The organism is Rhizobium aethiopicum, assembly GCF_014197535.1.
GTDB lineage: Bacteria > Pseudomonadota > Alphaproteobacteria > Rhizobiales > Rhizobiaceae > Rhizobium > Rhizobium aethiopicum_A.
The window spans coordinates 85,434-110,453 of the sequence record NZ_JACIFV010000002.1 but is presented as its reverse complement, the minus strand read 5'-3'; the positions used below and the strand labels follow the sequence as shown (position 1 = coordinate 110,453).

Genomic DNA, 25,020 nt, shown 5'->3' with positions numbered 1-25,020 from the left:
ACAGCGCCGCTTCACCGCCTGACCGCGCCGTGGATGAAGCGCCGCCAAAAAAGAAGCCCGGCGAACCGGGCTTCAATGATCATATTCCTAGGAAGCAAAGCTTACATGCCCTGCGGCACGTAGGTGTACTTGCCGTCCGCGCCCTTCTTCCATTCGTACATGATGTAGCCAGGAATCTTCGGGTCGCCCTTTTCGTCGAACGAAATGTCGCCGAGAACCGTCGGGAACGGACCCTTTTCCTTCATGGCCGTGGCAACCGCTTCAGGATCCACCGAACCGGCAGCTTTGGCGGCACCGACAATCGCCTGCATGGCAGCGTAGGAGTAGAGCGTATAGGCTTCCGGGTTGAAACCGGCGGCCTTGAACTTTTCGACGAGCTCCTTGTTCGCCGGGTTCAGCGTCGGATCGGGGCCGAAGGTGTTGAGCGTACCGGCGACAGCGTCACCTGCGATCGAGGCCAGTTCGTTCGAAACGATACCGTCACCGGAAACCAGCGTTGCCTTCAGGCCCTGGTCTGCGGCCTGACGGATGATGAGACCGGCTTCGGTGTGCAGACCGCCCCAATAGATGATCGAGACGCCGGCTTCCTTCATCTTGGCGATGAGGGCCGAGAAGTCCTTGTCGCCGACGTTGATGCCTTCGTACATGACTTCCGTCAGGCCGGCGGCATTCATCGCCTTCTTGGTTTCGTCTGCAAGGCCCTGACCGTAGGGGGTCTTGTCGTGAACGACGGCGATCTTGGCGTCCTTGAAGTGGTCGGCGAGGTACTTGCCGGCGATGGCGCCCTGCTGATCGTCACGGCCGCAGGTACGGAACGTGTTCCAGAGGCCCCGTTCCGTGAACTTCGGGTTCGTGGCGGCCGGGGTGATTTCGAGGATGCCGTTTTCGGCATAGACTTCCGAAGCCGGGATCGAAACGCCCGAGTTGAAGTGGCCAATGACGAACTTGACGCCGTCGGCAACGAATTTATTGGCGACCGAAATGCCCTGCTTCGGGTCGGAAACGTCGTCGCCGAGCTCGATCTTGATCTGCTCGCCATTGATGCCGCCAGCAGCGTTGATGTCGGCGGCTGCCTGCTCGGCACCCTTCTGAAGCTGAGCGCCGAAAGCGGCGTTCGGGCCGGTCAGCGGACCAGCGACAGCGATGAGGACGTCGGCCCAAGCGTTGCCGCTGAAGGCGACCATCGCCGTCAGAGCCACTGCCGACAGAAGAGACTTCTTCATATTGTTACTCCCAATTTTTGGGCGGGTTCCGGTCCAAGGCCCGGCGCATTACCCACCATTGACTGCGCCAGGAAAGCTGTTCCACTCTGAAGGCAATTCATGCCTAGTTTCAACGGACTGTCAATGTTTGTCCTTCCACGAAAACGCGGAAGTTTTTTCGTACAGCCAGTAATAGTTGTTGACCATCTGATTGGTACGGCGAAAGCGGTAGCCGGCCGTCGAGAAGACCAGCAAGGTCACGAAGTCGATGCCATAGAAGAGGCCGCTGAGCATCGGTCCATTGAACAGGGCATGGTGTAGAAACTGCATCGCCCAGGCAAGGAGGAAGGTGTAGACGACGGCGAGCGGATAATTGTTCCAGCCGTCTGCAACCGCCTTGCCGGCTCGCCAAGCCGTCCAGAAGCCGATCAGTACGACGAGGGCGCGAATGACAACCCGGACGCCGTCGTCGCTTTCGAAGAAAAGTCCCTGCATGTCAAACTCTCCCTTCGACTAATGTCTTCCGCCTTCGAGGTAGGCGGCGCGGACTTCCGGGTTTGCAAGCAGTTCCTTGCCGGAGCCGCTCATCGTCACCTTGCCATTCACCATCACGTAGGCGCGGTGCGAGAGTCTCAGCGCCGCGAATGCGTTCTGCTCGACGAGAAACACGGTGAGGCCTTCCAGCTCATTGAGCTTCCGGATCGCTTCGAAAATTCCCTTGACGATCAGCGGCGCCAGGCCGAGCGAAGGTTCGTCGAGCAGCAAGAGCTTCGGACGCGCCATCAGTGCGCGGCCGATCGACAGCATCTGCTGCTCGCCGCCCGAAAGCGTGCCGCCGCGCTGGGCGTGACGTTCCTTGAGACGCGGGAAGAGCGTGAAGATCTTCTCGACGTCCTCGGCGAAATATTTGAGATTATCGAGACCCGCGCCCATCTGGAGGTTTTCCATGACCGTCATGCGCGGGAAGATGCGGCGCCCTTCCGGCGACTGCGCAATGCGCAGGCGTGCGATTTCATGGGTCGGCATACGGGTGATCTCGCGACCCTCGAAGACCACCGAGCCCTTGCGGGCCTGGGGACTGCCGCAGATCGTCATCATCAGCGTCGACTTGCCGGCGCCATTGGCGCCGATCAGACTGACGATCTCGCCCTTGTTGACCGCGACATCGATGCCGGCCAGCGCGCGGATATTGCCGTAGTAGGTTTCGACGCCATTCACCTGAAGGAGCGGTTGACCCGTCATGACTGCATCGCCCATCAGTTTGCGCCTCCTTCGAGCTGCTCGACGGTTGCGATCACCTCTTCCACTTCTTCATCCTCGACGCCGAGATAGGCCGCAATGACCTTCGGGTCGTGCTTCACATGATCCGGCGTGCCATCGGAAATCTTCTGGCCATATTCGAGGACGACGACGTGATCGGAGATTTCCATAACCACAGACATGTCATGCTCGATGAGGAGAATGGAGGTTCCGGTATCGGCGCGAATGCCCTGCAGAAGCTCGTTGAGCTTAGCAGATTCGCGTGGGTTGAGGCCCGCGGCCGGTTCGTCCAGGCAGAGCAATTCCGGGCCCGTGCACATTGCACGCGCGATCTCGAGACGGCGCTGGGCGCCGTAAGGCAGATCGCCTGCCGGATCGTCGGCACGCTCGATCAGATCGGCCTTTTCAAGCCAATGACGCGCCAACTCGACGGCTGCTGCGGCTTCTCGCCTATAAGGGCCGATGCCGATGAGGCCGAGAATGGTATAACCCGACGCCTGCATCAGCTTGTTGTGCTGAGCGACGAGCAGATTTTCAAGAACGGTCAGGCCGGAAAACAGCCGAATGTTCTGGAAGGTGCGCGCCACCTTGGCTTCCTTGGTGATGCGAAAGTCCGGGAGGCGCTCCAGCAGGTACTGCTTGCCGCTTCTCTGATTAAGCGTGATCATCCCCATCGTCGGCTTATAGAAGCCGGTGATGCAGTTGAAGACGGTGGTCTTGCCGGCGCCGTTCGGACCGATCAACGCGGTGATGTCGCCGCGCTTGGCCTCGAAGGAGAAGTCGTTGATGGCCATCAGGCCGCCGAACTTCATCGACAGGTGCTCGACCTTGAGAAGCGTGTCGCTCGACATCGTATTGGTGACGGGGCTCATCAACCGTGGCCCTCCTTGGTGAAGCTTCCGGATACGGCCTTGCGTGTCTTGAGGAAGGCAGTTGGTTCACGCGATCCGACGAAACCGCGCGGTTTGAACAGCATGACGACCACCATGGCGAGACCGAAGAGCAGCATCCGGTAGAGTTCCGGCGTGAAGTCGGGCCCGAAGACTGCTTTCAGGAAATTCATTTCGCGCAGCGCTTCGGTACCGCCCACCATGACGATCGCGGCGATCGCAATGCCGGTCAGCGAGCCCATGCCGCCGAGAACGACGATGGCGAGAACGACGGCCGACTCCAGGAAGATGAAGGATTCCGGCGAGACGAAGCCTTGGCGAGCGGCGAAGAACGAGCCCGCGAAGCCACCGAACATGGCTCCCGTCGCGAACGCCGTCAGCTTGGTCGTCACTGTGTTGATGCCGAGCGAACGGCAAGCGATCTCGTCTTCACGCAGCGCTTCCCAGGCACGCCCGATCGGCATGCGCCGCAGGCGGATGGTGACGTAGGCCGTCAGCATGCACAGCGCCAGGATCAGATAGAAAAGGAAAATCTTGTAGTAGGCGGAAGACATCGGCAGGTGAAAGAGCTTGGCAAAGCCGCCGGCCGTCGCATCGAAGGGAATGCCGAAGAGCGTCGCCTTCGGAATGCTCGAGATGCCGAAGGTTCCCTTGGTCACGTCGGTCCAGTTGATCAGGACGAGGCGGATGATCTCACCGAAGGCGAGCGTGACGATGGCGAGATAGTCGCCGCGCAGACGCAGCACCGGGAAGCCGAGAATGACGCCCCAGAGCGCTGCGAGGGTGCCGGAAAGCGGCAGCAGCAACCAGAAGGACAGGCCGAAATAGCTCGACAGTAGCGCGTAAGAATAAGCGCCGACCGCATAGAACGCGACATAGCCGAGATCGAGGAGACCCGCGAGGCCGACGACGATGTTCAACCCCCAGGCGAGCATCACGTAGATCAGGATCTGGATGCCGAAATTGTCGACCCATTTCAGCGAGCCCTGAGCGCCGACAAGCGCCACGATCACCACGGGATAAAGCAGCAGCGCCAGCAGCGCGATCTTCAGGAAATGCCGATGGAAGAAACTCTTCTCGGTCGAAATGTCGAGATCGCCTTCCCGCGCCTTGCGGAGTTTTCGGCGGTCGATATTCGGCTTGACGAAAACGACCATCGCGAAACGGCCGATCGCGGCGATAGCGACAAAGATCGCCAGCAGTCCCCAGCGCTGGACGATGATCAGCTCGTTGTTGATGTTCTGATCGGTTTTCAGGCCGACATAGAGAACGAACATGCCGAGGGAGAGAACGGCGGCGAAAAGGGCTTCGATAAGACCTTTGCGGACAAGTCCGGCATCGGGCTTGCCTGCGGAATTCTCGATGTTTGCCATGACGTTATACCTTCTCGACTTCCGGCCGTCCGAGGATGCCCGTCGGCTTGAAGATCAGCACGAAAGCGAGGATGGCGAAGGTCGCCACATCCTTATACGCGATGGTGAAATAGGCTGACCACAGCGACTCGATCAGGCCGATCATCAGCCCGCCGAGAACGGCACCCGGCAACGAGCCGATGCCGCCGAGAACGGCTGCGGTAAATGCCTTCACACCCGGCGTGAAACCATCGGCGAACGAAGCGACGCCATAATACATCAGATACATCGTCCCGGCGACCGCAGCCAGCGCCGCCCCCATGACGAAAGTGATCGAGATCGTCTGGTCGACATTGACCCCGAGCAGTGCAGCCATCTTGCGGTCCTGCTCGGTGGCGCGCTGGGCGCGGCCAAGCGCGGTATGATTGACGATATACCAGAAGACCGTCAGCAACACCGCCGTGATCAGGATGATGATGATCTGCTTCAGCGACACCGAGATGTTGCCGAACTGGTAAACCGTGCTCACCATCGGCGGGATCGGCTTGTTGCGCGGCCCCTGCGTCACCTGGATGAAGTTGGACAGCACGATCGACATGCCGATCGCGGTGATCAGCGGTGCAAGGCGGAAGGATCCGCGCAGCGGACGGTAGGCGACACGCTCGATCGTCCAATTCCACAAACTCGTCATCAGCATCGCGACGACAAGCATCGCCAGCAGCAAAATTGCCACCGGGAGACCTGCGAAGATGGATGTGAGGACGAGAAAGACGATAAGAGCGGCGAAACCACCGAGCATGAAGATGTCGCCATGGGCGAAATTGATCATGCCGATAATGCCATAAACCATCGTATAGCCGATAGCCACAAGGCCATAGATGGATCCGAGCGTCAGCCCATTGAAGAGCTGCTGGACGAAATACTCCATATGTCGTTTTCCCCTGGATGCGAGCCGAAGATGCTGCATCTCTTTTTGGTTATTCGGCTCCCCGTTCGAGGAACCTCATAGGCCGCATGCATAGCGGTTTCGTTGAAAATGTGAAGACAAAAAGGATTTACTCCAGCAGATTCTTGTTCGAACAAGCCTAAATGGCGCATTTTGAACCAAAATCCACAGAAAATCGGCAAAGACCGACCCATTTTTCGCCAAAACCGGCTGCCGGCTTAACCATCCGGCAAGCGCGCCGTCGCTTTCCTGTGTCGCTTCCCGCGTAAGCTATTCCACAAGGCTGGAAGAAAGCGCAAATTCAACCCTTGAACCCGTAGTTTTTGCGAATGGTATTTCACAGGTGAATGCCGCCATCCTCGCCTGACAGCTGCGGGAACTTATGGTAGCATCTTCACGCTGCGTTATCGGGGGTGCGGGGCGCGGCGAGAATCACCATATCGATATCTGGTGCGACAGGGATGGTTGACGACGAGCGACAGCGGGCGCTCGCCGCGCGGCGAACGGCAAAAGGACAATGCTGACGACATTTGAAAAGGCGGCGCTCGAAGCCGGTAAGGCCATCATCGCGGTTTTGCGCGAAGGCTTTCCCATTGCCATGAAGGCGGACGCGAGCCCGGTTACGGTTGCCGACGAGGAGGCCGAACGTATCATCCTCGCCCATCTGTCCAGGGATTATCCCGATATACCCGTCGTGGCGGAAGAGTCGGTTGCCGCTGGAAACGTGCCCGACATCAGCGGCAGGGGCTTCTTCCTGGTCGACCCGCTCGACGGCACCCGTGAATTCGTCGACGGACGGCAGGAATTCACCGTCAACATCGCCTATATCGAGAATGGCGCCCCTGTCGCCGGGATCGTCTACGCGCCGGCGCTCGGGCTCGCCTTCTTAGGAGAGCGCGGCCGTGCCGAAAGGCTTGATGTCACCGAGGACTTCACCATCGGGGCGCGCACCGCAATTGCCGTGCGCGAGCAGCCGGACGATCGGCTTGCGCTCGCAAGCCTTCGTCACAACAGCCCGGAGACGGGAACCTTCCTCGCCGATCACGCGATCTCCAAATGCACCAATATCGGCTCCTCGCTGAAATTCTGCCTGCTGGCGGAAGGCAAGGCCGACGTCTATCCACGCTTCACCCGCACGATGGAGTGGGACACCGCGGCCGGCGATGCGGTGCTGCGCGCCGCCGGGGGATCGACGGTGACGCTCGACGGGGCGCTGCTGACCTATGGCAAGACGGGGACGGCGGCCGATTTCGACTTTGCCAACCCGAACTTCATCTCCTGGGGCGGCAGGAAACGTGTCCTCGAACCGGCGTGACCGTCCGCGGGCGTTCGCAGATGCCATGATTGCTCATGATGTGTTCTGCGCCTGCCGCGCGCTCCACGAATGCCTTGGCGCATGCGACCACTGCGGCCCCTGCTCTCAATCGTTCAAATATCGTCCTGACGCGTTCGAGCCGCACCGCAGACAGTCGTAGAAATCGGAAAGTGATTTGGCCAAGGCGGGCGCTTGATTCCGGGCCTGGCCTGACTCTCCATCCCTTACGATTTTGAGCCCTGTCGATTCGGCCTTGATTTTGTCATATTCTGACACATTTTGAGAACGGCCGAACATATCCGGCAAAAAAATTCACGTCGGAATTCGTTAAAAACGCCGCCTGCCAACCGTCGGTCGCGTGTCGAAACAACACGAGGACAGACCTGTGGAAGCCCTCGCCAAGGGCCTAAAAACCTTGACGAAATTCCAATTATTAACGAAATATCATGAGGTTGCCTCAACTTAACGCAAGTGCGAAAGATTTGTTGCGATGCGATATTTCTCTGGACACCATTACACAATTGTCGCATTTTTCCGTTTTAGTAGGGTTACCAACACCTGAGTGCAGCCTTGGTCACAGGGCAAACCATTGATCGCCTATTGCCGCCGCGCCCCTCGAAGACAACAGAGTACGATCCTTGAGCATCACGGAATTAAACAACACCATTTCGACTGATTCCTTCCGGCCGAGCCGCCGCCAGCAGCCGAGCCTGAAGATTCAAACCCCTGTCATCCATAGCGATGCCTCCCAGGCGCCGTTGGTGGATCTAGCCCTGAAGCGGGCGTTCGACATAGTTTCGTCGTTGAGCGCCCTCCTCGTCCTCGCCCCTTTCCTTCTCCTTGTCGCCCTGCTGATCAAGCTCGACAGCCCCGGACCGGTGCTGTTCAAGCAGACCCGTTGGGGTAAGAACTGCAAGGCCATCAAGGTCTACAAGTTCCGTTCCATGCGCACCGATCTTTGCGATGTCTCGGGCGTTGCCCAGACGGTGAAGAACGACCCCCGCATCACCCGTATCGGCGCTATTCTGCGCCGCACGAATATCGACGAGTTGCCGCAGCTGTTGAACGTGCTGTTGGGCGACATGTCGGTCGTCGGTCCTCGCTGCCATGCAATCGGCATGCGCGCCGGCGGCATGCTCTATGAAGAGCTCGTGCCGGAATATCATCAGCGCCACGCGATGCGCCCCGGCATGACCGGTCTTGCCCAGATGCGTGGCCTGCGCGGTCCGACCGATCGTCCCGCCAAGGCGCGCGCCCGCATCGCTTGTGATCTTTATTACGTCGGGAATTTCTCGATCTTGATGGACATGCGCATCATCGTCGGGACCGTCGTATCAGAAGTGGCCGGCGGAAAAGGCTTTTAAGAGCGGTTCAGCTTTCCGCGGAAGCGCAGAACCGCTCTAACCTTTGTACTTTTAGGCAATTCCCGGCAAAAGCGCTTCGCGCTTTGCCTGGAATTGTTCTAGCCTTTTTGTGAGAAAGGACCGGCTGCCTCAGGGCGGCCGGTTCCTTTCTGGCGACCGCCTGTGTGCGGTTGACCGTATATGGCGTGTACATCGCGCTCTTCAGATAACCATCGACCGCGTGCGACGAGAGATCGAGAATGATCGCAATCTCATCGCTGCTCTTGCGATTCGCCGACAGCGCAGCCCTTCGATCTGGCGCCGGCTAGACGTTCCGGCGAGCCATCTTCGGGATTGCTGTTGCGTGAGAGCTGGTCCAGAAGCTCACGCAGCCACAGCGCATTGCCATAGAATGCTCCCATGCCGACATGGCTGGCCGGTAGCGAAAATGTATTGTTTCAGGTCAGTGTCGTGCAAAGCGAAGGCGGAGCCGTTCTTCAGGCCGGCCACCTGGAAGAGCGCGCCGCGGCGGCAATTTTCCTGATCGGCCGCACCGTCCGCAATCGATTCCTCCTCGCAGAAGATCGGCGGAACCGTCCGCTTCATCGCCGTCACCGGTGCCTTAGAAGAGATCGACGTGCTCGTGAGTGCCGGCGGCATTTTGCCTGGCTCGTTCACCGGCCGCTCCGGGCATCTAAATTTGTTATCAAAGTCTTACGTTGGGCTTAGGCAATTTTTAAATGTGGCAGGCTAGAGTGGCGCTCGTGGTCTTGCGTTGTGTAGAGAGTCCAATGACCGAAATGATACGTCCCCGAGTGAAATATGTCATCGGCCCCGATGGCAGCCCCCTGACCATCGCGGACCTTCCGCCGCCCAATACGCGGCGCTGGGTGATCCGCCGAAAGGCAGAGGTTGTCGCGGCTGTGCGCGGTGGCCTGTTGAGCTTGGAAGAGGCCTGCGAGCGTTACACGCTCACGGTCGAAGAATTCCTTTCCTGGCAGTCGTCGATCAACAGCCACGGCCTCGCCGGCCTGCGCACCACGCGCATCCAGCAATATCGCCACTGATCGCACGCCATCGTCGACATTTATTTCGGGCCGGGCGCATCTCCCATCAGGGAATGAAGAAGGCCCGAAATTATTGACGAGGCGGCGTAGCACCAGAGGCCGGGCTGCGTGAAGGCATCCGCCAACCCCGTTGTCTTCGCCGCAGCAATGACGATCGCGACCAGCAGCACGTCCATCATTGACCACTTGGACAGATGCGGCACGACGCGACGATAGAACAGGCTCCCGGCCCCGCTGCCGGCAGCCGTCGCTTCCGCCGCAATCCCGATCATCTTCAGAAACGGAAGCACGATCGAGACCAGCGCGACGATCGCCGCCAGCAGCCCATCTCCGCCTTGCCAGAGCGAGACGACGATGTCGATGAGCGAAGGGGTCTGATCGAAGAAATACAGCGTCTCGAAACGGACCAGCGGCAAGATCAGCCCGAGCGCCAGGAGGAACGGCGCTGCCACGAGAAGCGCGGGGCGGACGATCGAAAGCGCGCTCATTGCCCCAAACCTCGCGCCGATCCGACATTTTTCATGAACACTGCGTCTCCCTGAGGAACTGTTCCGCCGGCTTGGCACGACCGCGCCGCCGTGTCACCGTCGGCTGCGATAAATATCTGTGTACGAGGAAAGACGATGGACATTCGAAATGAGGAAGGCGCATCCGGCGGTCGTTATGCCGTAGACGTCGAGGGGCACGAGGCGGAGATGACCTATTCGCGCGCCTCGCCAAAGCTCGTCATCATCGATCACACGGCGGTTCCCGATGCCCTGCGCGGCAAGGGTGTCGGCCAGGCATTGGCGCTGCACGCGGTGGAAGCGGCTCGCGCCGGCGGTTGGAAGATCATTCCGCTCTGCCCGTTCTTCAAGGCGCAGGCGCAACGTCATCCGGAATGGCAGGATGTCGTGAACTGATTCGCGACGCCTGAAGCGGTCGCCGTGTGGAGCGGCGGCGTGCGGACGCAACACGCGGGAAACACCAAAAGCCATGTATGACGGACGGCACGCCCATCATACATGGCTTCTCTGTGACAATTCCCGGGGCGCCGACGCCGGCGCCCGCATTTTCTCTCAGGCCCTGGCGGCGCGGGCGCCGCTGTCACGTTCCTCCAGCGCCGTGGCCCTTGCATATTCCGCCTGCATTTCCTCAAGCGCCAGTTCCAGCGCCTCTTCCTGCATCTTCAGTTCCTTGATCGAAACCTGCAGGTTGTCGGCCCGCTGACGCGCGGCCTTGGCGAAGGTCGGATAAGCAAAGTGATTCGGGTCGGATATACCGGACTTCTTTTCCTCGACGACGATCTGGCTCTCCAGATCCTTCGTCATCCGTTCGAATTCGGACATCATCATCTGCAATTGCTGCAATTGACGTCGTTTTTCGTTCACCTGAAACTCTTTCAGGCGAACGAGACTTTCTCGCGACTTCATACGCATTACTCCCGTGATGCGAGACCCCGGCTCAACTTGAAACCGCCCTGCGCGCCGCTTTGACACGGTTTGCTAAAAAATTTCCTGCGATATTAACAAAAACCTACCGCTGGTAACCTTTCGTTTACGGGCATCGTTAATGATAGACCCGATGATTTAAGGGTCGGTAAATGCCACGGCATGAAGTTCGAACCTTTTCATTGGCGAGTCGGATGAATCACTTAGCGCTGTTTCCTAATGTTAATGTTGAGGAGCACCTTTTTGAGATTCCTATTGGAAAACAGAGAAATGGAAAAATTATTTAATAAATTCGATACTCCTTGCCAGAGTGAATTAGAATTTGTTAACCATTTCGTGGCAGCTTCCAAATCACGTAGCTTGTTCGGGTAGCGTGTAGGGGGCCAGACCACCTTTCGGCGGCGGTAAAGGGGATAATTATGCGGGTACTTCTCATCGAGGATGACAGCGCTACGGCGCAGAGCATCGAATTGATGCTCAAATCAGAGAGTTTTAATGTTTATACCACCGATCTCGGTGAAGAAGGCGTCGATCTGGGCAAGCTGTATGATTACGACATCATCCTTCTCGATCTGAACCTGCCCGACATGTCCGGGTATGAAGTGCTCCGCACTCTCCGGCTGTCCAAGGTCAAGACACCGATCCTCATTCTGTCGGGCATGGCAGGCATCGAGGACAAGGTTCGCGGCCTCGGCTTCGGCGCCGACGACTACATGACCAAGCCGTTCCACAAGGATGAACTGGTCGCCCGCATCCACGCTATCGTTCGCCGCTCCAAGGGCCACGCCCAGTCGGTCATCATGACCGGCGAGCTCATCGTCAACCTCGATGCCAAGACCGTCGAAGTCGGCGGCCAGCGCGTCCACCTGACGGGCAAGGAATACCAGATGCTGGAGCTGCTTTCGCTCCGCAAGGGCACCACCCTCACCAAGGAAATGTTCCTGAACCATCTTTACGGTGGTATGGACGAGCCGGAACTGAAGATCATCGACGTCTTCATCTGCAAGCTGCGCAAGAAGCTGGCCAACGCCGCCGGCGGCGCCAACTACATCGAAACCGTCTGGGGCCGTGGTTACGTTCTTCGCGAGCCGGATGGCACCGAATATGCGGAAACCGCTTGATCTTCCGATCCCCCTTATCGGATGACGAAATCCCGCCCTTTCGGCGGGATTTTTCGTTTGTGCTGCCGGCGCTGCCGCCCCGTTAGAGGGATCCCGCCTGATCTGACCGAACAGGTTGATATCCCGCTCAAGGAAAAGCGCAGCGTCAGCCGGAGCCCGGCGGCGCTTTCGGCACTATGCTCAGGGACGACCGATGCGGCCGGGAAGAAAGCTGCCGTCAGGCAGCAATCGCGCGGTTTCCGAAAACGGCGGTCAGGATCTTACGATCGAACGGCTTCAGCAGAAAATCGGTGGCGCCAGCTCGTTTACCCGCCATCAGCTTCTTCAGATCCGCCTCGATGACGCAGTAGTAGATCTTGACCTCTTTGCCGCCGTCCATGGCGCGGATGGCCGCGATGAGGTCGAGCGCCCCTTCCATGCCGGAATCGACGATCAGGTATTCCGGCAACTCTGTCTGGCAGCGCTGCAGCGCCTCGGCGGCATTGGAGGCCTCGCTGACGAGAAAGTCGAGTTCGGAGAGAATGCGCTTGCCGACCTTACGGACAATGTCCGAATTATCGGTGATCATGAACCTTTGCATGACTGCTCCTTTCCCCGCATTCGTCGCAACGAGGGGTCTTCCACAACCTAAGAGAATAGGTCCATCAGGCTAAGGAATCGTTACCAGACGGGCGAGAGCATGCTGCTGCACCCCGAAAATCAGACCGCAGCAACCGTCGCCGTGAACACCAGTTCGTCCGGGCTTGCGCTGTGGTCGAGCGTCATTCCGCACTCCTCGGCCAGAAGCACGGCGTAGTACGGCTGGATCGAATGGGCGTCGATCGCTTCCTCGATCGTGCCCGTCGAGATCTTGACGAATTTCGGCGGCAGACGCATCAGCTTGCCTTTTGCCGTGAGCGTGAACTTGGCATCGAATTCGGGATTTTCGAGCGTGACCTCGAGCACGCCGCCGCGCGGAATCGCCGAATAGGCGACGAGGAAGAGGTTGAGCAGCAGCTTGACGCGGTTCTTGGCCACGATGGCACGCGGTCCGTTCCAGATCACCTCGGTCTTCTTCTCGGCGATCGCAAAATCCTTGGCGGCCCGCTCGGCCTCGCCGGTATCGATCGAGGCGCCGACTGAACCCGATGCGCCGAAGGCGAGGCGCGCGAATTTCAGGCGGACGGAAGCGTTGAGCGCACTGGTGCGGATCAGATCCATTGCATCGGAATCAGCGCCGCCTTCATCCAGAAGTTCCAGGCCGTTGTTGATCGCGCCGACGGGCGAGATGACATCGTGGCAAACGCGGCTGCATAGAAGCGCGGCCAGATCCGGGCCGGACAGGGTGAGGTTCGGGTTCTTGGACATCATCGTCTCCTGAAGGGCGGCAATCTCATCGCGCCCGCAATATGCTTCATCAAAATTGCGCGAAGTTTGCGATCGTATTCAGTGCCATAATGACACCATATTTGGTAAACCGATTGTTAAGATCATCGGCGCAAAATGCAGCAATCGACGCGAGCGGGTGCCCGCTCCAGCAAACGACGAACGGATGACATGATGCGCCCTCGATTTCCGCACCAATTCATTGGCTTCTGCAGGTTGCTTTCGGCCCTCGTCTTCTCCTCGCTGATGATTGCCGGGCCGGCCGCCGCCCAGAACAACGGTCAGTATACGATGCAGGAAATCATCGATACCGGCCACTCCTTCTTCGGGTCCGCGAGCGGCGGCCTTGCCAAGGTGGTCGAGAGCGCCTTCCAGAAATACGGTCTGCCGAACGGTTATATTCTCGGGCAGGAAGGCGGCGGCGCCTTCATCGCCGGTCTCACCTATGGCGAAGGCCAACTCAACACCAAGAACGCCGGCGAGCATCCGCTCTACTGGCAGGGCCCGTCTCTCGGCATCGATTACGGCGGCCAGGGTTCGCGCGTCATGATGCTGGTCTACGACCTGCCCTCCATCGACGGCATCTATGCCCGCTTCGGCGGCGTCAGCGGCTCGGCCTATGTGATCGCCGGCTTCGGCATGACGGTGCTGAAAAACAACGATGTGCTGGTTGTGCCGATCCGCACCGGCGTCGGCGCCCGCCTCGGCGTCAATGTCGGCTATCTCAAAATCACTCAGGCGCCGACCTGGAACCCCTTCTGAGGCTTAAAGCGGCAGGAATCGGCCGCCGCCGGCATCGGCGGCCTTGCCATGCGTGCCATGCCTGCTTAATCATCGCGGCTGACCCCGCATCAACTGTCGAACCGATGGCCGCGCCGTGATCGAATATGCTCTCTTGTTCGGATTGGGCTTCCTGACCGCGGCCTTCCTCGTCTTTCTGGTCTCGCCGGCCGTTCACCGCCGCATTGTCTGGTATACCGAAAACCGCCTCAAGGCGACCATGCCGCTGAGCCCGCAGGAGGTTCGTGCCCAGAAGGATATGGTGCGCGCACTTCATGCCGCCGAAAATGCCCGCACCACCCAGGACCTTCTGCGTGAGCGCGAGAAATCCCTGTCGCTCCAGCTGCGGCACGATGCGCTCGCCGTCGATGCCGGCAGGCTCGCCGCCGAGATCGGCGAATTGCAGGCCGAGATCGGCGAGATGCATGTCGAGGCGGCCGAGCAGCGCTCGCACCTGCGCAAGGATGAAAACTATATCAGCCAGTTGAAGACCAATCTGCATATTGCCGAACAATCCGCCTCCAACAAGGAGAGCGAACTGGCGGCAATGCGGACGCGGCTGAGCAAACTCAGTGAACAGGTCGACGGGCTGAGAATCGACCTCGCCGCGCGTGAGACCGAAGCGGAAAGCCTGAAATTCCGTGCCAACGCGCTGCGCGACGAACGCGACACATTGCGCCAGGACGTCAACTTGCTGCAGAAGCGGGCTAGGGATGCCGAGCAGAAACTGACGCAGCAGCAGCATATGGTGATCCGCCTGGAGGACAAGGCTGCGCGCGAAAGCGCTTCCGCCGCCGAGAAGGAAACGCAGCTCGCCCGCCGTCAGCAGGAGATCGCCAAGTTGAAGGAGCAGTTGAAAGCCGCCAATGCCGAGATCCGCAAGATCAACCGGGTGCTGCGCGATGCTGGCCTGGCGAAGATAGCGGCGGAACTACCGGCGGAACTGACGGCCGAAGACACGACCTCATCCGTACTCGACATGGCCGCTGTGACGGCTGAGATAGGCGAGGATGTCCGCAAGCGCAGCGCCGCCCTTGCCGAGCGCCTGCAGAAGGCAAAGTCCGTCGCCGGACGCGATGGTGCGATCCGCGAAGAGATCGCCTCGATAGCCGCCAATATGGTGGCGCTGACCGCACTCAACGAAGGCCCTTCCTCACCGATCCACGCGCTGCTGCCGGACGCCGGCAACAACAACCCGAGCGATCGCGTCAGCCTTGCCGACAGGGCGGCCGCCATCATCGTCAATCCGGGGCGCTAAAGCTCATATCCGCCCCATGGCGGAGGCCATGGAAAACAATGCGATTCCCGTCGCAGTCGCCGCGTTGAGACTGTCGAGTTCGTCCGATTGTGGGATGCGGGCGCTCTGAAAGCGCGCCAGCAGTGCCTCCGGCAAGCCCTCCCCCTCCGTGCCGATGACCAGCGCCATGCGTGCCGCAGCCGGAATGGCGCGGATGTCGGTCTTCCCATGCGGCGAAAGCGTCCAGATCGCAAAGCCACGTTGGGCAAGCGCCAGGAGCAGGTCCAGCGCCTTGCCGCCGCGCCGGTGCGGAATGCTCAGCACCGAGCCCACCGACACACGCAATGCCTTGCGATAGAGCGGATCGCAGCAGGTTTCATCGAGCAGCACGGCATCCGCCCGGAAGGCGGCGGCATTGCGAAACATCGAGCCGGCATTGTCATGGTTGGAAATGCCGCAGCCGACCAGCACCAGCGCCCGTTCCGGCAATGCGTCGAGAAGTGCTGCCTCGCCGCGGTCCTCTCGCTTGCCGAGGGCGAGAACGCCGCGATGCAGATGAAAGCCGACGATACCATCGAGCACTTCAGCCTCGGCGACATAAACCGGCACACTAGCCGGAAACCGTTCCAGAATGGATTGCAGGCCATCGACGCGATTGCGCAGCAGCAGGATTTTCTCGGCCGAGAAGCCGCGACGTGCCGCATGCGCCTCGGCGAGCATGCGCAGCACGACAGTGCCTTCGGCGATAAAGCGGTTTTCCCGCCCCGTCAGGTCACGCTCTCTTATATCGCGAAACTCAGCGATGCGTGGATCGTCGGCGCTGTCGATAACGATCGGGGCGACCATCCCGCCTCAATTCCCCGCGACGGTGACGTCGGCAACCGTGCGGCCGGTCCTCAGATCGAATACCAGCGCCTTCCTCGTGCCTTCAACCGTTTCTCCGAAGAACAGCATCTGTCCCGCCGAAAACGAGGTGGACTGCACCTTGAACCCGAGCGGCAGGGAAAGGGTCGCCGCAAGCGGTGCATCCGAGGGCACACCGGAGGCTGCGGCAGTGGACGCTGTCTCCTTGGGCTCGCGCATCGTCTTGTAGACAACAGCGCCGAAGACCGCCATAAGGCTGACGAACATGATGGCGCCGGATACAATCTGCAGGCGCACCATCTTGCGCCGGACACTTTCCATCGCCGGATCAAGGGGCTTCTCTTCCTGGTCGTCTGGCTCGATTGCTGTCATCTGTGCGTTCCGTTCTAAAAATACGTCGGAGAAGAAGCGTCTTGAGCGACCCCTTTAAACAAGCAGCCGGCATTAGAAAAGTCCTGACCGCTGATGAAACCGCCGAAGGCCGGCTCGACGCATGGCTGACCGCGCAGGTCGGTGAGGATTTTTCCCGCAGCCGCATCAAGGCGCTGATCAAGGAGGGGCTGGTTTTTTTGCGAGGCGAGCAGGTTACCGATCCGCAGCGCAAGGTGCGCGTCGGCGACAGCTTCGAAATCACCCTGCCCGAGCCTGAAGACCCGACCCCAAAGGGCGAAGATATCCCGCTCGACATCCTTTATGAGGACGATGACCTTATCGTCATATCGAAACCGGCAGGTCTGGTCGTCCATCCCGGCTCCGGTAACTGGACAGGAACGTTGGTCAACGCGCTGATCCATCATTGCGGCGATACGCTCTCCGGCATCGGCGGCGTGCGCCGTCCCGGCATTGTCCATCGTCTCGACAAGGACACGACAGGCGTCATGGTCGTCGCCAAGAACGACGTCGCCCATCGCCACCTCTCGCTTCAATTTGCCGACCACGGCCGCACCATGCCGCTGGAGCGGGCTTACCGGGCAGTCGTCTGGGGCCGTCCCCGCACTCTGTCGGGAACAATCGATGCGCCTCTCGGCCGCGCCACCGGCGACCGCACCCGCCGGGCCGTCAAGCGCCCCGACAGCCAGGATGCCGACGCGGCGATCACGCACTATGAAGTGATCGAGCGCTTCCAGGAGAACCCCGACGCGACCGCGCTCGCCTCGCTGGTCGAGTGCCACCTGGAAACCGGCCGCACCCATCAGATCCGCGTGCACATGGCCCATATCGGTCATCCGCTCGTTGGCGACACCGTTTATGGCGCCGGCTTCAGGACCAAGGCCAATCTTCTGCCCGAAGAGATCCGCAAGGTCGTCAATGGTTTCGGCCGTCAGGCACTGCATGCCTTCATGCTGCAATTCGAGCATCCCCGCACCGGCGAACTCATGCATTTCGAGGTACCGCTGCCGGCCGATTTGGTGAAACTGGTCGAGGCATTGAGGCAATAAAGGCGGCTTCGGGACCCCGCTCTCGCCGCCTCACACCTGCGTGAGCGGCACCTTGAACCGCCGTTTCGCCATACTTATCTGTATATAGACTTAGTGCGGGCTTGGAACAAAAGCCGCACGTCCCGGTTCGCCTTTTAACGCGGGGGCGCGCGTTTCCATCGGGAGCCGGAATTCACTTTAGGAGGGTGCACTATGGCCCGAAATACCTTGCCGTCCATTACCGCCGGCGAAGCCGGTCTCAACCGTTATCTCGACGAAATCCGCAAATTCCCGATGCTGGAGCCGCAGCAGGAATATATGCTGGCCAAGCGTTATGCTGAGCATGGCGACCGCGACGCTGCCCATAAGCTCGTCACCAGCCATCTTCGCCTCGTCGCGAAGATCGCGATGGGTTATCGCGGCTACGGCTTGCCGATCGGCGAAGTCGTCTCTGAAGGTAATGTCGGCCTGATGCAGGCCGTCAAGAAATTCGATCCCGAACGCGGCTTCCGCCTCGCCACCTACGCCATGTGGTGGATCAAGGCCTCGATCCAGGAATATATCCTGCGGTCGTGGTCGCTGGTGAAAATGGGCACGACGGCCAACCAGAAGCGCCTGTTCTTCAACCTGCGCCGGCTGAAGGGCCGCATCCAGGCGATCGACGACGGCGACCTGAAGCCGGAGCACGTCTCGGAAATCGCCACCAAGCTGAACGTCTCGGAGGAGGAGGTCATCTCGATGAACCGCCGTCTCTCCGGCGACGCCTCGCTGAACGCGCCGATCAAGGCGGCCGAAGGCGACAGCGGTCAATGGCAGGATTGGCTTGTGGATGACCACGACAGTCAGGAAGACGTGCTGATCGAACAGGATGAGCTCGAAACCCGCCGGCGCATGCTGGCGAAAGCGATGAGTGTTCTGAACGAACGCGAGCGCCGCATCTTCGAGGCCCGCCGCCTTGCCGAGGATCCGGTGACACTGGAAGATCTCTCGGCCGAGTTCGACATCAGCCGCGAACGTGTCCGCCAGATCGAAGTCCGCGCCTTTGAAAAGGTGCAGGATGCTGTTCGCAAGGAGGCCCTGGAACGCGCCAAGGCCATTCGCGTCGTCGAAGCCACGGCCTGATCGGCTGAACTCGAGAATTGCAAACGCCACCTCCTTAGACGGGAGGTGGCGTTTTTGTTTTGTGGCGGGCGATGCCGGCAGGAAGGACGTTGAAGGGCGTGCCGTGCAGACCCCTCATCCGACCCTTCGGGCCACCTTCTCCCCGCTGGGGAGAAGAGGAGGAGCAAGCTGCTGGTCCTCATTTCCAAAAGAATGCTTAAAGAAATACAGGACGCTGCCACGATTCCCTTCTCCCCAGCGGGGGTCCGAAGGACGGGTCGAGACCTGTGGCTCGACCCCGGCTGGTGCCGACGGGCGGATGAGGGTGCCGGTGGCACAACGTACCGAGAACCCACTCACTGGCTCGTCGAGACATCCCCGAGGGCAGTCCATTCCTTGATGGCTGTGTTGAAGGCATTCGTTCCCGTACCACCCTTCTCCATCGTCAGCAGCGCGCGGCGGCCGTTGCGGTAGGTGATCGGAATATCGATCCAGTTGCGGGTCGACAGCAGATCGAGATTGGCCTTGCGTGCATCGGGGTAGTCGTTGAGCGCAATCATGTGGAAATCATCGGTGATCTTGGCCGGAACCGCGATCAGCGCGTCGCCGCGATCCTGCTCGGTGCGCTTCATCGAGATGCGCTGGACGCTTTCGATGCTGCCGCCTTCAAAGTTGGGCGGCACCGAAAAGACGATCTCGACGAGATGGCTTGCCGGCAGCGACGGATCGGAATTGCGCTTGAAGGTGACAAGCGCCGAGAGGTTGCGCTCGGGAACGGTGACATTGCCCTGTACCGTCGCTTCCTGCCGGCCGTCCTGGCCGGCCTCATGCTGGACGCTCCAGACAACAGTTCCTTCGATCGCCGTCGGCGAGCTCTGGCCGATACGCTCCTCATAGAGGAACATTTTTTCCGATGAACCAACCGGCGCAGCCTGCTGCGGCGATGCCGCAGGACCGTTCAGCGTCAGCGTTTCGGGCGGAGCCGCATCGCCTTGCGCACTGGCCGCAGGCGTATCCGCTGCCGCGACGTTCTGCTCGGCCACCGATTTTCCTTCGGCCGTCGGCGTTCCCGGCACCGTCGCCGGGCCGCTGTCGACTTCAGTTCCGTCGGAAAGCAGTCGTTGCGTAAATTTGGAATTGGCCGCCGCGCCGTCATTGTTCAATGACGCCACTTGCTGGTTCGGCTGTGCCGGTGCCGGCGGCGTATTCTGCGCTTCCGGCGCAGCTGGCTGGGCTGGCGTCGGCGTGGTCTGGGCCGGCGTCTCGGACCCCGACGGCGTCATTGCCGCCTCGTTCCTCGTAGCTTGCGATGGCGCCGAGCTGACAAGCCCATCGACCATCGCCACCAGCGCTTCTCTGTTCATCCAGCCGGCATAGGCGCCGCCACCGATCAGGATAAGTGCGAAGAGGAGAGTTATTATCGTGCCGATGCCGAAGCGGCGGCGCTTCGGTTCCATGCGGAAATTCTTGCCCTGCAGCTTCGAGGCGACGATCTGATCGATATCCATCGCCGGATTGGCGTCGTCATCGTCAGTGGCGATCGGACCGCGGCGGTCATAGCCACGCAGGGCCTTCGCTTCGCGCCACCCCTCGCTCGGCGCGCCGGCGGCGGGTGTAGGCTTGCCGTCGTGCACCTCCGCAAAGATATCAACGTCGTCGAAATGCGAGGAAACCGGCGTCTTCTTGTCGGTGCCCGCCTCGATCGGCGGCAAGTCGTCGAAGGCAGCCTTCTCCCAGGAGAAAGCTTCCTTGGCGGCCGGCATGACAGCGGCGGGCGCCATTTTCTCGAGATTCGATATGACGTCTTCGAAGGCACGCGCCGAAGCGTCGGCGGTAACTGGCGCCGTTTCCGAATATTGCCGGAGCTCCTCTTCGGCCCATTCGGTCTCGGCATCCTTGGGCGCCGGAGCCGGCGTCTCGACGGCAGGCTCAGCCCAGACAGGATCGAAATGTCCCGCAGCATCGGCCTGCAGCGGCTCCTCGCGGCTATGTTCGACGAATTCCTGCGCACGATCGAAATCGGCGACCGGCTCCACGAGCCGGTTGGATGCATGCTCCATGCCGCGTGTGATCGGCTGAAACGACTCGATGGGCTCGTAAGCCGCCTCGGCCTTCGGCTCGTGGCTTTCCGCCGTCGCCGGTTCGGCCGGAATCTCCTCGGCCGCCACAGGATGCTCTTCATCGGCACGATGCTCGTCGGCTTCCTCGTAGGAATGACCGGCAGGCGGCGTTTCGAAGCCGTGATGTTCCGGCTGCATTTCTTCGGCGGCGACGTCACGCGCCTCGCCGGCATGCCATTCCTCAGCCGGCGCCTCCTCCTCATGCGAGGGATGCCAATAGGTCTCGACGGGTGTAGCTGTCTCAGCGGAAACAGGCGTTTGTTCGGGCTCAGGTTCCGCGGAAGGCGGCTCCTCGGCCGCGACCTCTTCCTCAGTTTCCTGCCGTGCGTCGGCTTCCAGGTGATCGGGCTCGTGGACGGCGTCGGCCGTCGGCGAGCCCGCATCGGCTTCACCGGCCGGCTCGTCGATAGCTGTCTGGGGCGCAGGCGGTGACGTGCTTTCGTCAGGAACCGCTTGTTCTTCCAAGCTTTCCGGCGCAGCACCGGCGCCAGCCGTCTCATCGAGGGGCAACGCTTCGGAGTGTTCAGCCTCCACTTCGCGAATGGCGGCCTCGAGCTTTTCGAGCTGGCGTTGCAGCATGGCTTCCGGCGGACGCGGCTTCATGTTCTCGAGCTGCCGCTGCACCGCGCCGCGAGCACGTTCGTAGACTTTCACCCGCATCTCGGGGGTGTTTTCAGCCAGGCCGTCGACAGCCCGCCGAATAACTGCAATAAAATCCGCCATTCTTACTTTCTCAAGAAGTCCGGCCTTCTGCCGAACTGTCCTCAACAGTGGGCCGTGACCTTAATCCTCAAACGGATCGGTCACAAGTATCGTGTCGTCCCGCTCCGGACTAGTGGAAAGGAGCGCGACCGGCGCCCCGATCAGTTCTTCGACCTGGCGAACATATTTGATCGCCTGCGCCGGAAGATCCGCCCAACTGCGGGCGCCGACGGTCGATTCCTTCCATCCCTCGAGCGTGATATAGATCGGTTCGACCCGAGCTTGCGCTGCCTGGCTTGCGGGAAGATGATCAATCTGTTCGCCGTCGAGCATATAACCGACGCAGATCTTCAATTCTTCGAGACCGTCGAGCACATCGAGCTTGGTGAGCGCGATCCCCGTGATGCCGTTGGTGGCGACCGACTGGCGCACCAGCGCGGCGTCGAACCAGCCGCAGCGACGCTTGCGCCCCGTCACCACGCCGAACTCATGGCCCTTCTGGCCCAGGAATTCGCCGATCTCATCTTTCAGTTCCGTCGGGAAAGGGCCCTCTCCGACACGTGTCGTATAGGCCTTGGTGATGCCGAGGATATAGCCGAGCGAGCCGGGACCCATGCCGGAACCGGCTGCCGCCTGACCGGCCACCGTGTTCGAGGAGGTGACGAAGGGATAGGTGCCGTGGTCGATGTCGAGCAGGCTGCCCTGCGCGCCTTCGAACAGGATGCGGGCGCCCTTGCGGCGCTCCCGGTCGAGCAGCAGCCAGACGGTCTCGCGGAACGGCAGGACGCGCTCGGCGATCGAGGTCAGCTCGTCCATGATCGCCTGGTGGCTGACTTCGGCGACCCCGAGGCCGCGGCGAAGCGCGTTATGATGCGTCAGGATACGGTCGACCTTGCCGGAAAGGGTATCGAGATCGGCAAGGTCCATGACGCGGATGGCGCGGCGGCCGACCTTGTCTTCATAGGCCGGGCCGATGCCGCGGCGGGTCGTGCCGATCTTGGTGCCGCTGTTGGACGCCGCATCCTCGCGCATCGCGTCGAGTTCGCGGTGCAGCGACAAGATGAGGGTCGCATTGTCGGCGACGCGCAGATTGTCAGGCGTAACAGTCACGCCCTGCGCTTCCAGTCGGCCGATCTCGGCGATCAGCGCGTGCGGATCGACGACGACGCCGTTGCCGATCACGGCCATCTTGCCGGGGCGCACGACGCCGGAGGGCAGCAGCGAGAGCTTGTAGCTCGTGCCGTCGATGACGAGCGTATGGCCGGCATTGTGTCCGCCCTGATAGCGCACGACGATATCCGCACGTTCCGAAAGCCAGTCGACAATCTTGCCCTTGCCTTCATCACCCCATTGCGAACCGACCACGACTACGTTCGTCATCTAACTCTTCCTGTTACCGGCGCAGAACCGCGCACCTGCTCAAACCCGCGCATCTATAAAGCTTTGTTTTTGGGAAAGCGACCCTGTTGTCACAGCCGATTGGGCTTTTTACGTGACAAATCAGCAGCGGGCAGTCTATTTCCCCTGGGAAAAAGCCGATTATTTCTAGCAAAAAGACGAGGAAGAACGCTCTTGCAAGCCACGGCCTATATCTGCCTCGTCATCGCCACCCTCTGCTGGGGCGGCAACTCCGTCGCCGGCAAGCTTGCGGTCGGGCATATCAGCCCGATGATGCTGACCTTCCTGCGCTGGTTCCTCGCCGTCGCACTGATCACCTCGATTTCGTTGCCGCAGCTGAAGAAGGATTGGCCGGTGGCGAGGAAAAACCTGCCGCTGCTCCTTTGCTACGGCGCCATCGGCTACACTCTCTTCAACGCCATGCTCTACTCGGCGGTGCAATATACGACGGCGATCAACGTCGCCATCGAGCAGGCCGGCATTCCGATGCTGATCTTCCTGTTGAACTTCTTCTTTTTCCGCACCGGCATCTCGCTGGCGCAATGTCTCGGCTTCGGCATGACGCTGCTGGGCGTGGCGCTGACGGCCGCCCATGGCGACCTCGCCACGCTGCTGCAGTTGCAGCTCAACCGCGGGGACGGGCTGATGCTGATCGCCATTGCCGCCTATGCGCTTTACACCATCTTCCTACGCTGGAAACCGGCGGTTGATTGGCGCACGCTGATGGTCTTCCCCGCCCTCGCCGCCATGTTGACCTCGCTGCCGCTGCTTCTTTGGGAGATCGGCCGCGGCGCGGCGCAGTGGCCGGACCAAGCCGGTTGGAGCATCACCTTCTATACGGCGATCTTCCCCTCATTGCTGGCGCAGATCCTTTATATCAAAGGCGTCGAGGCTATCGGCGCCAACCGCGCCGGTCTCTTTATCAATCTCGTGCCGGTGTTCGGAACACTGCTCTCAGTCGTCCTGATCGGAGAAAGGCTTCAGTCCTTCCATATGGTCGCGCTGATGCTGACGCTCGGTGGCATCGCGATCGCCGAAAGGGGCCGGCCGAAAGCGTCCGCTCCCACCGTGCCTGCCTCACCCGTGGATTAGGCTTAACCAAGCTCCAGCGTCGTCACGCCGAAGACGTGTTTCAGCGGGATGGCTGGCGCCGGCCCGCGATACATCCGCATCGTCTCGAACACCGGCTGAAGGCCCATGCCTTCGGCAAGCGCGATCGCCTCGCGGTTTTCGACCGGGATGTCGATGAATATCTGAGTCCCCTTTGCTTCGGGGATCAATTCGGCAAGCAGCGCCGCGGCGCTGTCTGCATCGTTGGCGAAAAGCGGGCCAATCTTATAGCCCTCGTAGCAGCGGCGGATCGTGCCGTAGCCGCGGATCTTGTGGCTTTTGCGGACCACGGCAGTGCGGCGCCCCTTACGGGCGGTGCACCAGGCGGCGAGGAAGGCATCCCGCGGCTGCGGAAAGACCGCCGCATCATAACGCTGCAGCCCTTCCAGGCGTGAATCCAGCACCGGCTGCGCGGCAAGCGTCGAAGTCGGCAAAGAGGAGGCAACACCGCCGTAACGAATGGTGGTATAGGCGGGCTCGAAGCCGGCCTTCCGATAATTCCCCTGCTGCGCGGCAACGCCGTCGAGACCGATCGTCCGGTCTTCCGCCGTGGCAATCCCCGCTTCCCAGATCGCCTTGCCGTAACCCTTGCCGCGGAAATCCGGGTGGACGATGTAGAGGCCGAGAAAGGCGAAGCTGTCGCCATATTTGACGATCGAGATCGAACCGACGGGGACTTCACCGATGGAGCCGACGAAAAATCCTGACGGATCGGCTTCGAGGAACGCAATCGAATCGTCGAGACCCGGATTCCACCCCTCCTGACGCGCCCATTCGAGCACGAGCTCCAATTCGCCGGGCCGCATCGAACGAACGGCAAATTCCGAATTCATGCGACCTTCCCAGATTGAATGTCCCGCAAGTCCATCCCGCCAACGGCAAAGCAATTGTCAGATCACCGCCATTCGATCGCACCGGACGAATGATGGAGAAGCCGCGCCGATGGTCTTGACCACGCGTATAATCGTTTTCGATGCAATGCAGTAAGCTTCGTTTCCG

At 60.6% G+C, this 25,020-nt stretch carries 26 protein-coding genes and 1 pseudogene; 11 read left to right on the top strand and 16 right to left on the bottom strand.

Features of this window, described 5'->3' with window-relative positions; translation table 11 throughout:
* Positions 1–101: 101 nt before the first annotated feature.
* The 6 genes from GGD53_RS03670 to GGD53_RS03645 all read right to left on the bottom strand — a co-directional run bounded on the left by GGD53_RS03670 (position 102) and on the right by GGD53_RS03645 (position 5,632).
* A complete protein-coding gene (locus GGD53_RS03670; protein ID WP_088392846.1) occupies positions 102–1,223 on the bottom strand; it encodes a branched-chain amino acid ABC transporter substrate-binding protein in 1,122 nt (373 codons plus the stop codon).
* 120 nt (positions 1,224–1,343) lie between these two features.
* Positions 1,344–1,697, bottom strand: coding sequence for a DUF6867 family protein (locus GGD53_RS03665; protein ID WP_184453684.1), 354 nt, complete (start codon positions 1,695–1,697; stop codon positions 1,344–1,346).
* A gap of 18 nt (positions 1,698–1,715) precedes the next feature.
* Positions 1,716–2,459, bottom strand: a complete 744-nt coding sequence (locus tag GGD53_RS03660; RefSeq protein ID WP_184453682.1) for an ABC transporter ATP-binding protein — start codon at positions 2,457–2,459, stop codon at positions 1,716–1,718.
* On the bottom strand, positions 2,459–3,334 hold the full coding sequence (locus GGD53_RS03655; protein ID WP_064804536.1) for an ABC transporter ATP-binding protein: 876 nt from the start codon (positions 3,332–3,334) through the stop codon (positions 2,459–2,461). The genes GGD53_RS03660 and GGD53_RS03655 overlap by 1 nt, the downstream gene beginning before the upstream one ends.
* A complete protein-coding gene (gene livM / locus GGD53_RS03650; RefSeq protein WP_184453679.1) occupies positions 3,334–4,725 on the bottom strand; it encodes a high-affinity branched-chain amino acid ABC transporter permease LivM in 1,392 nt (463 codons plus the stop codon). Before livM ends, GGD53_RS03655 begins: the two co-directional genes overlap by 1 nt.
* A gap of 4 nt (positions 4,726–4,729) precedes the next feature.
* Entirely contained in the window at positions 4,730–5,632 is a 903-nt protein-coding gene (locus GGD53_RS03645) for a branched-chain amino acid ABC transporter permease (protein ID WP_184453677.1), read from the bottom strand.
* Between the two features lie 535 nt (positions 5,633–6,167).
* Here GGD53_RS03645 and cysQ point away from each other — a divergent pair.
* A complete protein-coding gene (cysQ, locus tag GGD53_RS03640) occupies positions 6,168–6,965 on the top strand; it encodes a 3'(2'),5'-bisphosphate nucleotidase CysQ (protein ID WP_184453674.1) in 798 nt (265 codons plus the stop codon).
* A 638-nt stretch (positions 6,966–7,603) separates the two neighbouring features.
* A complete protein-coding gene (locus tag GGD53_RS03635) occupies positions 7,604–8,329 on the top strand; it encodes a sugar transferase (protein WP_184453672.1) in 726 nt (241 codons plus the stop codon).
* Positions 8,330–8,692: 363 nt separating this feature from the next.
* On the opposite strand, the gene GGD53_RS03630 is transcribed toward GGD53_RS03635, so the two are convergent.
* Positions 8,693–8,986: a hypothetical protein gene (locus tag GGD53_RS03630; protein WP_184453670.1), complete on the bottom strand. Its 294-nt coding sequence runs from the start codon at positions 8,984–8,986 to the stop codon at positions 8,693–8,695.
* A 113-nt stretch (positions 8,987–9,099) separates the two neighbouring features.
* Between GGD53_RS03630 and GGD53_RS03625 the strand changes: the two genes are divergently transcribed.
* A complete protein-coding gene (locus tag GGD53_RS03625) occupies positions 9,100–9,375 on the top strand; it encodes a DUF1153 domain-containing protein (RefSeq protein WP_007533628.1) in 276 nt (91 codons plus the stop codon).
* A gap of 20 nt (positions 9,376–9,395) precedes the next feature.
* On the opposite strand, the gene GGD53_RS03620 is transcribed toward GGD53_RS03625, so the two are convergent.
* Positions 9,396–9,863 carry a paraquat-inducible protein A gene (locus GGD53_RS03620; protein WP_210303069.1) on the bottom strand — a complete coding sequence of 156 codons (468 nt, stop codon included), beginning with the start codon at positions 9,861–9,863 and terminating at the stop codon, positions 9,396–9,398.
* Between the two features lie 135 nt (positions 9,864–9,998).
* Here GGD53_RS03620 and GGD53_RS03615 point away from each other — a divergent pair, with 135 nt between their 5' ends.
* A complete protein-coding gene (locus GGD53_RS03615; RefSeq protein ID WP_183699090.1) occupies positions 9,999–10,277 on the top strand; it encodes a GNAT family N-acetyltransferase in 279 nt (92 codons plus the stop codon).
* Between the two features lie 156 nt (positions 10,278–10,433).
* Here the strand turns inward: GGD53_RS03615 and GGD53_RS03610 are convergent, their stop codons facing one another.
* Positions 10,434–10,787, bottom strand: coding sequence for a hypothetical protein (locus tag GGD53_RS03610; RefSeq protein WP_011426566.1), 354 nt, complete (start codon positions 10,785–10,787; stop codon positions 10,434–10,436).
* A gap of 437 nt (positions 10,788–11,224) precedes the next feature.
* On the opposite strand from GGD53_RS03610, the gene ctrA reads away from it, so the two are divergent.
* A complete protein-coding gene (gene ctrA / locus GGD53_RS03605; RefSeq protein ID WP_007533606.1) occupies positions 11,225–11,926 on the top strand; it encodes a response regulator transcription factor CtrA in 702 nt (233 codons plus the stop codon).
* A 217-nt stretch (positions 11,927–12,143) separates the two neighbouring features.
* Here the strand turns inward: ctrA and GGD53_RS03600 are convergent, their stop codons facing one another.
* Both GGD53_RS03600 and chpT read right to left on the bottom strand, forming a co-directional pair.
* On the bottom strand, positions 12,144–12,506 hold the full coding sequence (locus GGD53_RS03600) for a response regulator (RefSeq protein ID WP_011426567.1): 363 nt from the start codon (positions 12,504–12,506) through the stop codon (positions 12,144–12,146).
* Positions 12,507–12,625: 119 nt separating this feature from the next.
* On the bottom strand, positions 12,626–13,273 hold the full coding sequence (chpT, locus tag GGD53_RS03595; RefSeq protein ID WP_184454304.1) for a histidine phosphotransferase ChpT: 648 nt from the start codon (positions 13,271–13,273) through the stop codon (positions 12,626–12,628).
* Positions 13,274–13,465: 192 nt separating this feature from the next.
* On the opposite strand from chpT, the gene GGD53_RS03590 reads away from it, so the two are divergent.
* Both GGD53_RS03590 and GGD53_RS03585 read left to right on the top strand, forming a co-directional pair.
* Positions 13,466–14,053 (top strand): DUF1134 domain-containing protein, encoded by a 588-nt coding sequence (locus GGD53_RS03590; protein ID WP_184454302.1) that lies wholly within the window; start codon positions 13,466–13,468, stop codon positions 14,051–14,053.
* Between the two features lie 115 nt (positions 14,054–14,168).
* Positions 14,169–15,329 (top strand): hypothetical protein, encoded by a 1,161-nt coding sequence (locus GGD53_RS03585; protein WP_184453665.1) that lies wholly within the window; start codon positions 14,169–14,171, stop codon positions 15,327–15,329.
* 3 nt (positions 15,330–15,332) lie between these two features.
* On the opposite strand, the gene GGD53_RS03580 is transcribed toward GGD53_RS03585, so the two are convergent.
* Positions 15,333–16,154, bottom strand: a complete 822-nt coding sequence (locus tag GGD53_RS03580) for a TrmH family RNA methyltransferase (protein ID WP_184453663.1) — start codon at positions 16,152–16,154, stop codon at positions 15,333–15,335.
* Positions 16,155–16,160: 6 nt separating this feature from the next.
* Entirely contained in the window at positions 16,161–16,544 is a 384-nt protein-coding gene (locus tag GGD53_RS03575) for a hypothetical protein (protein ID WP_184453660.1), read from the bottom strand.
* A 41-nt stretch (positions 16,545–16,585) separates the two neighbouring features.
* Here GGD53_RS03575 and GGD53_RS03570 point away from each other — a divergent pair, with 41 nt between their 5' ends.
* From GGD53_RS03570 to GGD53_RS32350, 3 genes and pseudogenes are all read left to right on the top strand, one after another.
* Entirely contained in the window at positions 16,586–17,611 is a 1,026-nt protein-coding gene (locus GGD53_RS03570) for an RluA family pseudouridine synthase (protein WP_184453658.1), read from the top strand.
* A gap of 192 nt (positions 17,612–17,803) precedes the next feature.
* Positions 17,804–18,712, top strand: coding sequence for an RNA polymerase sigma factor RpoH (rpoH, locus tag GGD53_RS03565; protein WP_085779205.1), 909 nt, complete (start codon positions 17,804–17,806; stop codon positions 18,710–18,712).
* A 111-nt stretch (positions 18,713–18,823) separates the two neighbouring features.
* Positions 18,824–19,033: pseudogene (locus tag GGD53_RS32350) on the top strand (hypothetical protein); the annotation flags it as partial.
* 14 nt (positions 19,034–19,047) lie between these two features.
* On the opposite strand, the gene GGD53_RS03560 reads toward GGD53_RS32350, so the two are convergent.
* Both GGD53_RS03560 and GGD53_RS03555 read right to left on the bottom strand, forming a co-directional pair.
* A complete protein-coding gene (locus GGD53_RS03560) occupies positions 19,048–21,534 on the bottom strand; it encodes a hypothetical protein (protein ID WP_184453656.1) in 2,487 nt (828 codons plus the stop codon).
* A gap of 60 nt (positions 21,535–21,594) precedes the next feature.
* The gene (locus GGD53_RS03555; RefSeq protein WP_184453655.1) at positions 21,595–22,893 is read right to left on the bottom strand and encodes an adenylosuccinate synthase; all 1,299 of its coding nucleotides are present in this window, start codon (positions 22,891–22,893) and stop codon (positions 21,595–21,597) included.
* Positions 22,894–23,085: 192 nt separating this feature from the next.
* Here GGD53_RS03555 and GGD53_RS03550 point away from each other — a divergent pair, with 192 nt between their 5' ends.
* Entirely contained in the window at positions 23,086–24,003 is a 918-nt protein-coding gene (locus tag GGD53_RS03550) for a DMT family transporter (protein ID WP_184453653.1), read from the top strand.
* Positions 24,004–24,005: 2 nt separating this feature from the next.
* Here the strand turns inward: GGD53_RS03550 and GGD53_RS03545 are convergent, their stop codons facing one another.
* Positions 24,006–24,854, bottom strand: a complete 849-nt coding sequence (locus tag GGD53_RS03545) for a GNAT family N-acetyltransferase (protein ID WP_184453650.1) — start codon at positions 24,852–24,854, stop codon at positions 24,006–24,008.
* Between the last annotated feature and the right edge of the window lie 166 nt (positions 24,855–25,020).

Bases quoted from the DNA above. Each gene is read 5' to 3' on its own strand.
- GGD53_RS03670 (WP_088392846.1), bottom strand. From the start codon at position 1,223: ATGAAGAAGTCTCTTCTGTCGGCAGTGGCTCTGACGGCGATGGTCGCC.
- GGD53_RS03665 (WP_184453684.1), bottom strand. From the start codon at position 1,697: ATGCAGGGACTTTTCTTCGAAAGCGACGACGGCGTCCGGGTTGTCATT.
- GGD53_RS03660 (WP_184453682.1), bottom strand. From the start codon at position 2,459: ATGGGCGATGCAGTCATGACGGGTCAACCGCTCCTTCAGGTGAATGGC.
- GGD53_RS03655 (WP_064804536.1), bottom strand. From the start codon at position 3,334: ATGAGCCCCGTCACCAATACGATGTCGAGCGACACGCTTCTCAAGGTC.
- livM (WP_184453679.1), bottom strand. From the start codon at position 4,725: ATGGCAAACATCGAGAATTCCGCAGGCAAGCCCGATGCCGGACTTGTC.
- GGD53_RS03645 (WP_184453677.1), bottom strand. From the start codon at position 5,632: ATGGAGTATTTCGTCCAGCAGCTCTTCAATGGGCTGACGCTCGGATCC.
- cysQ (WP_184453674.1), top strand. From the start codon at position 6,168: ATGCTGACGACATTTGAAAAGGCGGCGCTCGAAGCCGGTAAGGCCATC.
- GGD53_RS03625 (WP_007533628.1), top strand. From the start codon at position 9,100: ATGACCGAAATGATACGTCCCCGAGTGAAATATGTCATCGGCCCCGAT.
- GGD53_RS03620 (WP_210303069.1), bottom strand. From the start codon at position 9,863: ATGAGCGCGCTTTCGATCGTCCGCCCCGCGCTTCTCGTGGCAGCGCCG.
- GGD53_RS03615 (WP_183699090.1), top strand. From the start codon at position 9,999: ATGGACATTCGAAATGAGGAAGGCGCATCCGGCGGTCGTTATGCCGTA.
- GGD53_RS03610 (WP_011426566.1), bottom strand. From the start codon at position 10,787: ATGAAGTCGCGAGAAAGTCTCGTTCGCCTGAAAGAGTTTCAGGTGAAC.
- ctrA (WP_007533606.1), top strand. From the start codon at position 11,225: ATGCGGGTACTTCTCATCGAGGATGACAGCGCTACGGCGCAGAGCATC.
- GGD53_RS03600 (WP_011426567.1), bottom strand. From the start codon at position 12,506: ATGCAAAGGTTCATGATCACCGATAATTCGGACATTGTCCGTAAGGTC.
- chpT (WP_184454304.1), bottom strand. From the start codon at position 13,273: ATGTCCAAGAACCCGAACCTCACCCTGTCCGGCCCGGATCTGGCCGCG.
- GGD53_RS03590 (WP_184454302.1), top strand. From the start codon at position 13,466: ATGCGCCCTCGATTTCCGCACCAATTCATTGGCTTCTGCAGGTTGCTT.
- GGD53_RS03580 (WP_184453663.1), bottom strand. From the start codon at position 16,154: ATGGTCGCCCCGATCGTTATCGACAGCGCCGACGATCCACGCATCGCT.
- GGD53_RS03575 (WP_184453660.1), bottom strand. From the start codon at position 16,544: ATGACAGCAATCGAGCCAGACGACCAGGAAGAGAAGCCCCTTGATCCG.
- rpoH (WP_085779205.1), top strand. From the start codon at position 17,804: ATGGCCCGAAATACCTTGCCGTCCATTACCGCCGGCGAAGCCGGTCTC.
- GGD53_RS03560 (WP_184453656.1), bottom strand. From the start codon at position 21,534: ATGGCGGATTTTATTGCAGTTATTCGGCGGGCTGTCGACGGCCTGGCT.
- GGD53_RS03555 (WP_184453655.1), bottom strand. From the start codon at position 22,893: ATGACGAACGTAGTCGTGGTCGGTTCGCAATGGGGTGATGAAGGCAAG.
- GGD53_RS03545 (WP_184453650.1), bottom strand. From the start codon at position 24,854: ATGAATTCGGAATTTGCCGTTCGTTCGATGCGGCCCGGCGAATTGGAG.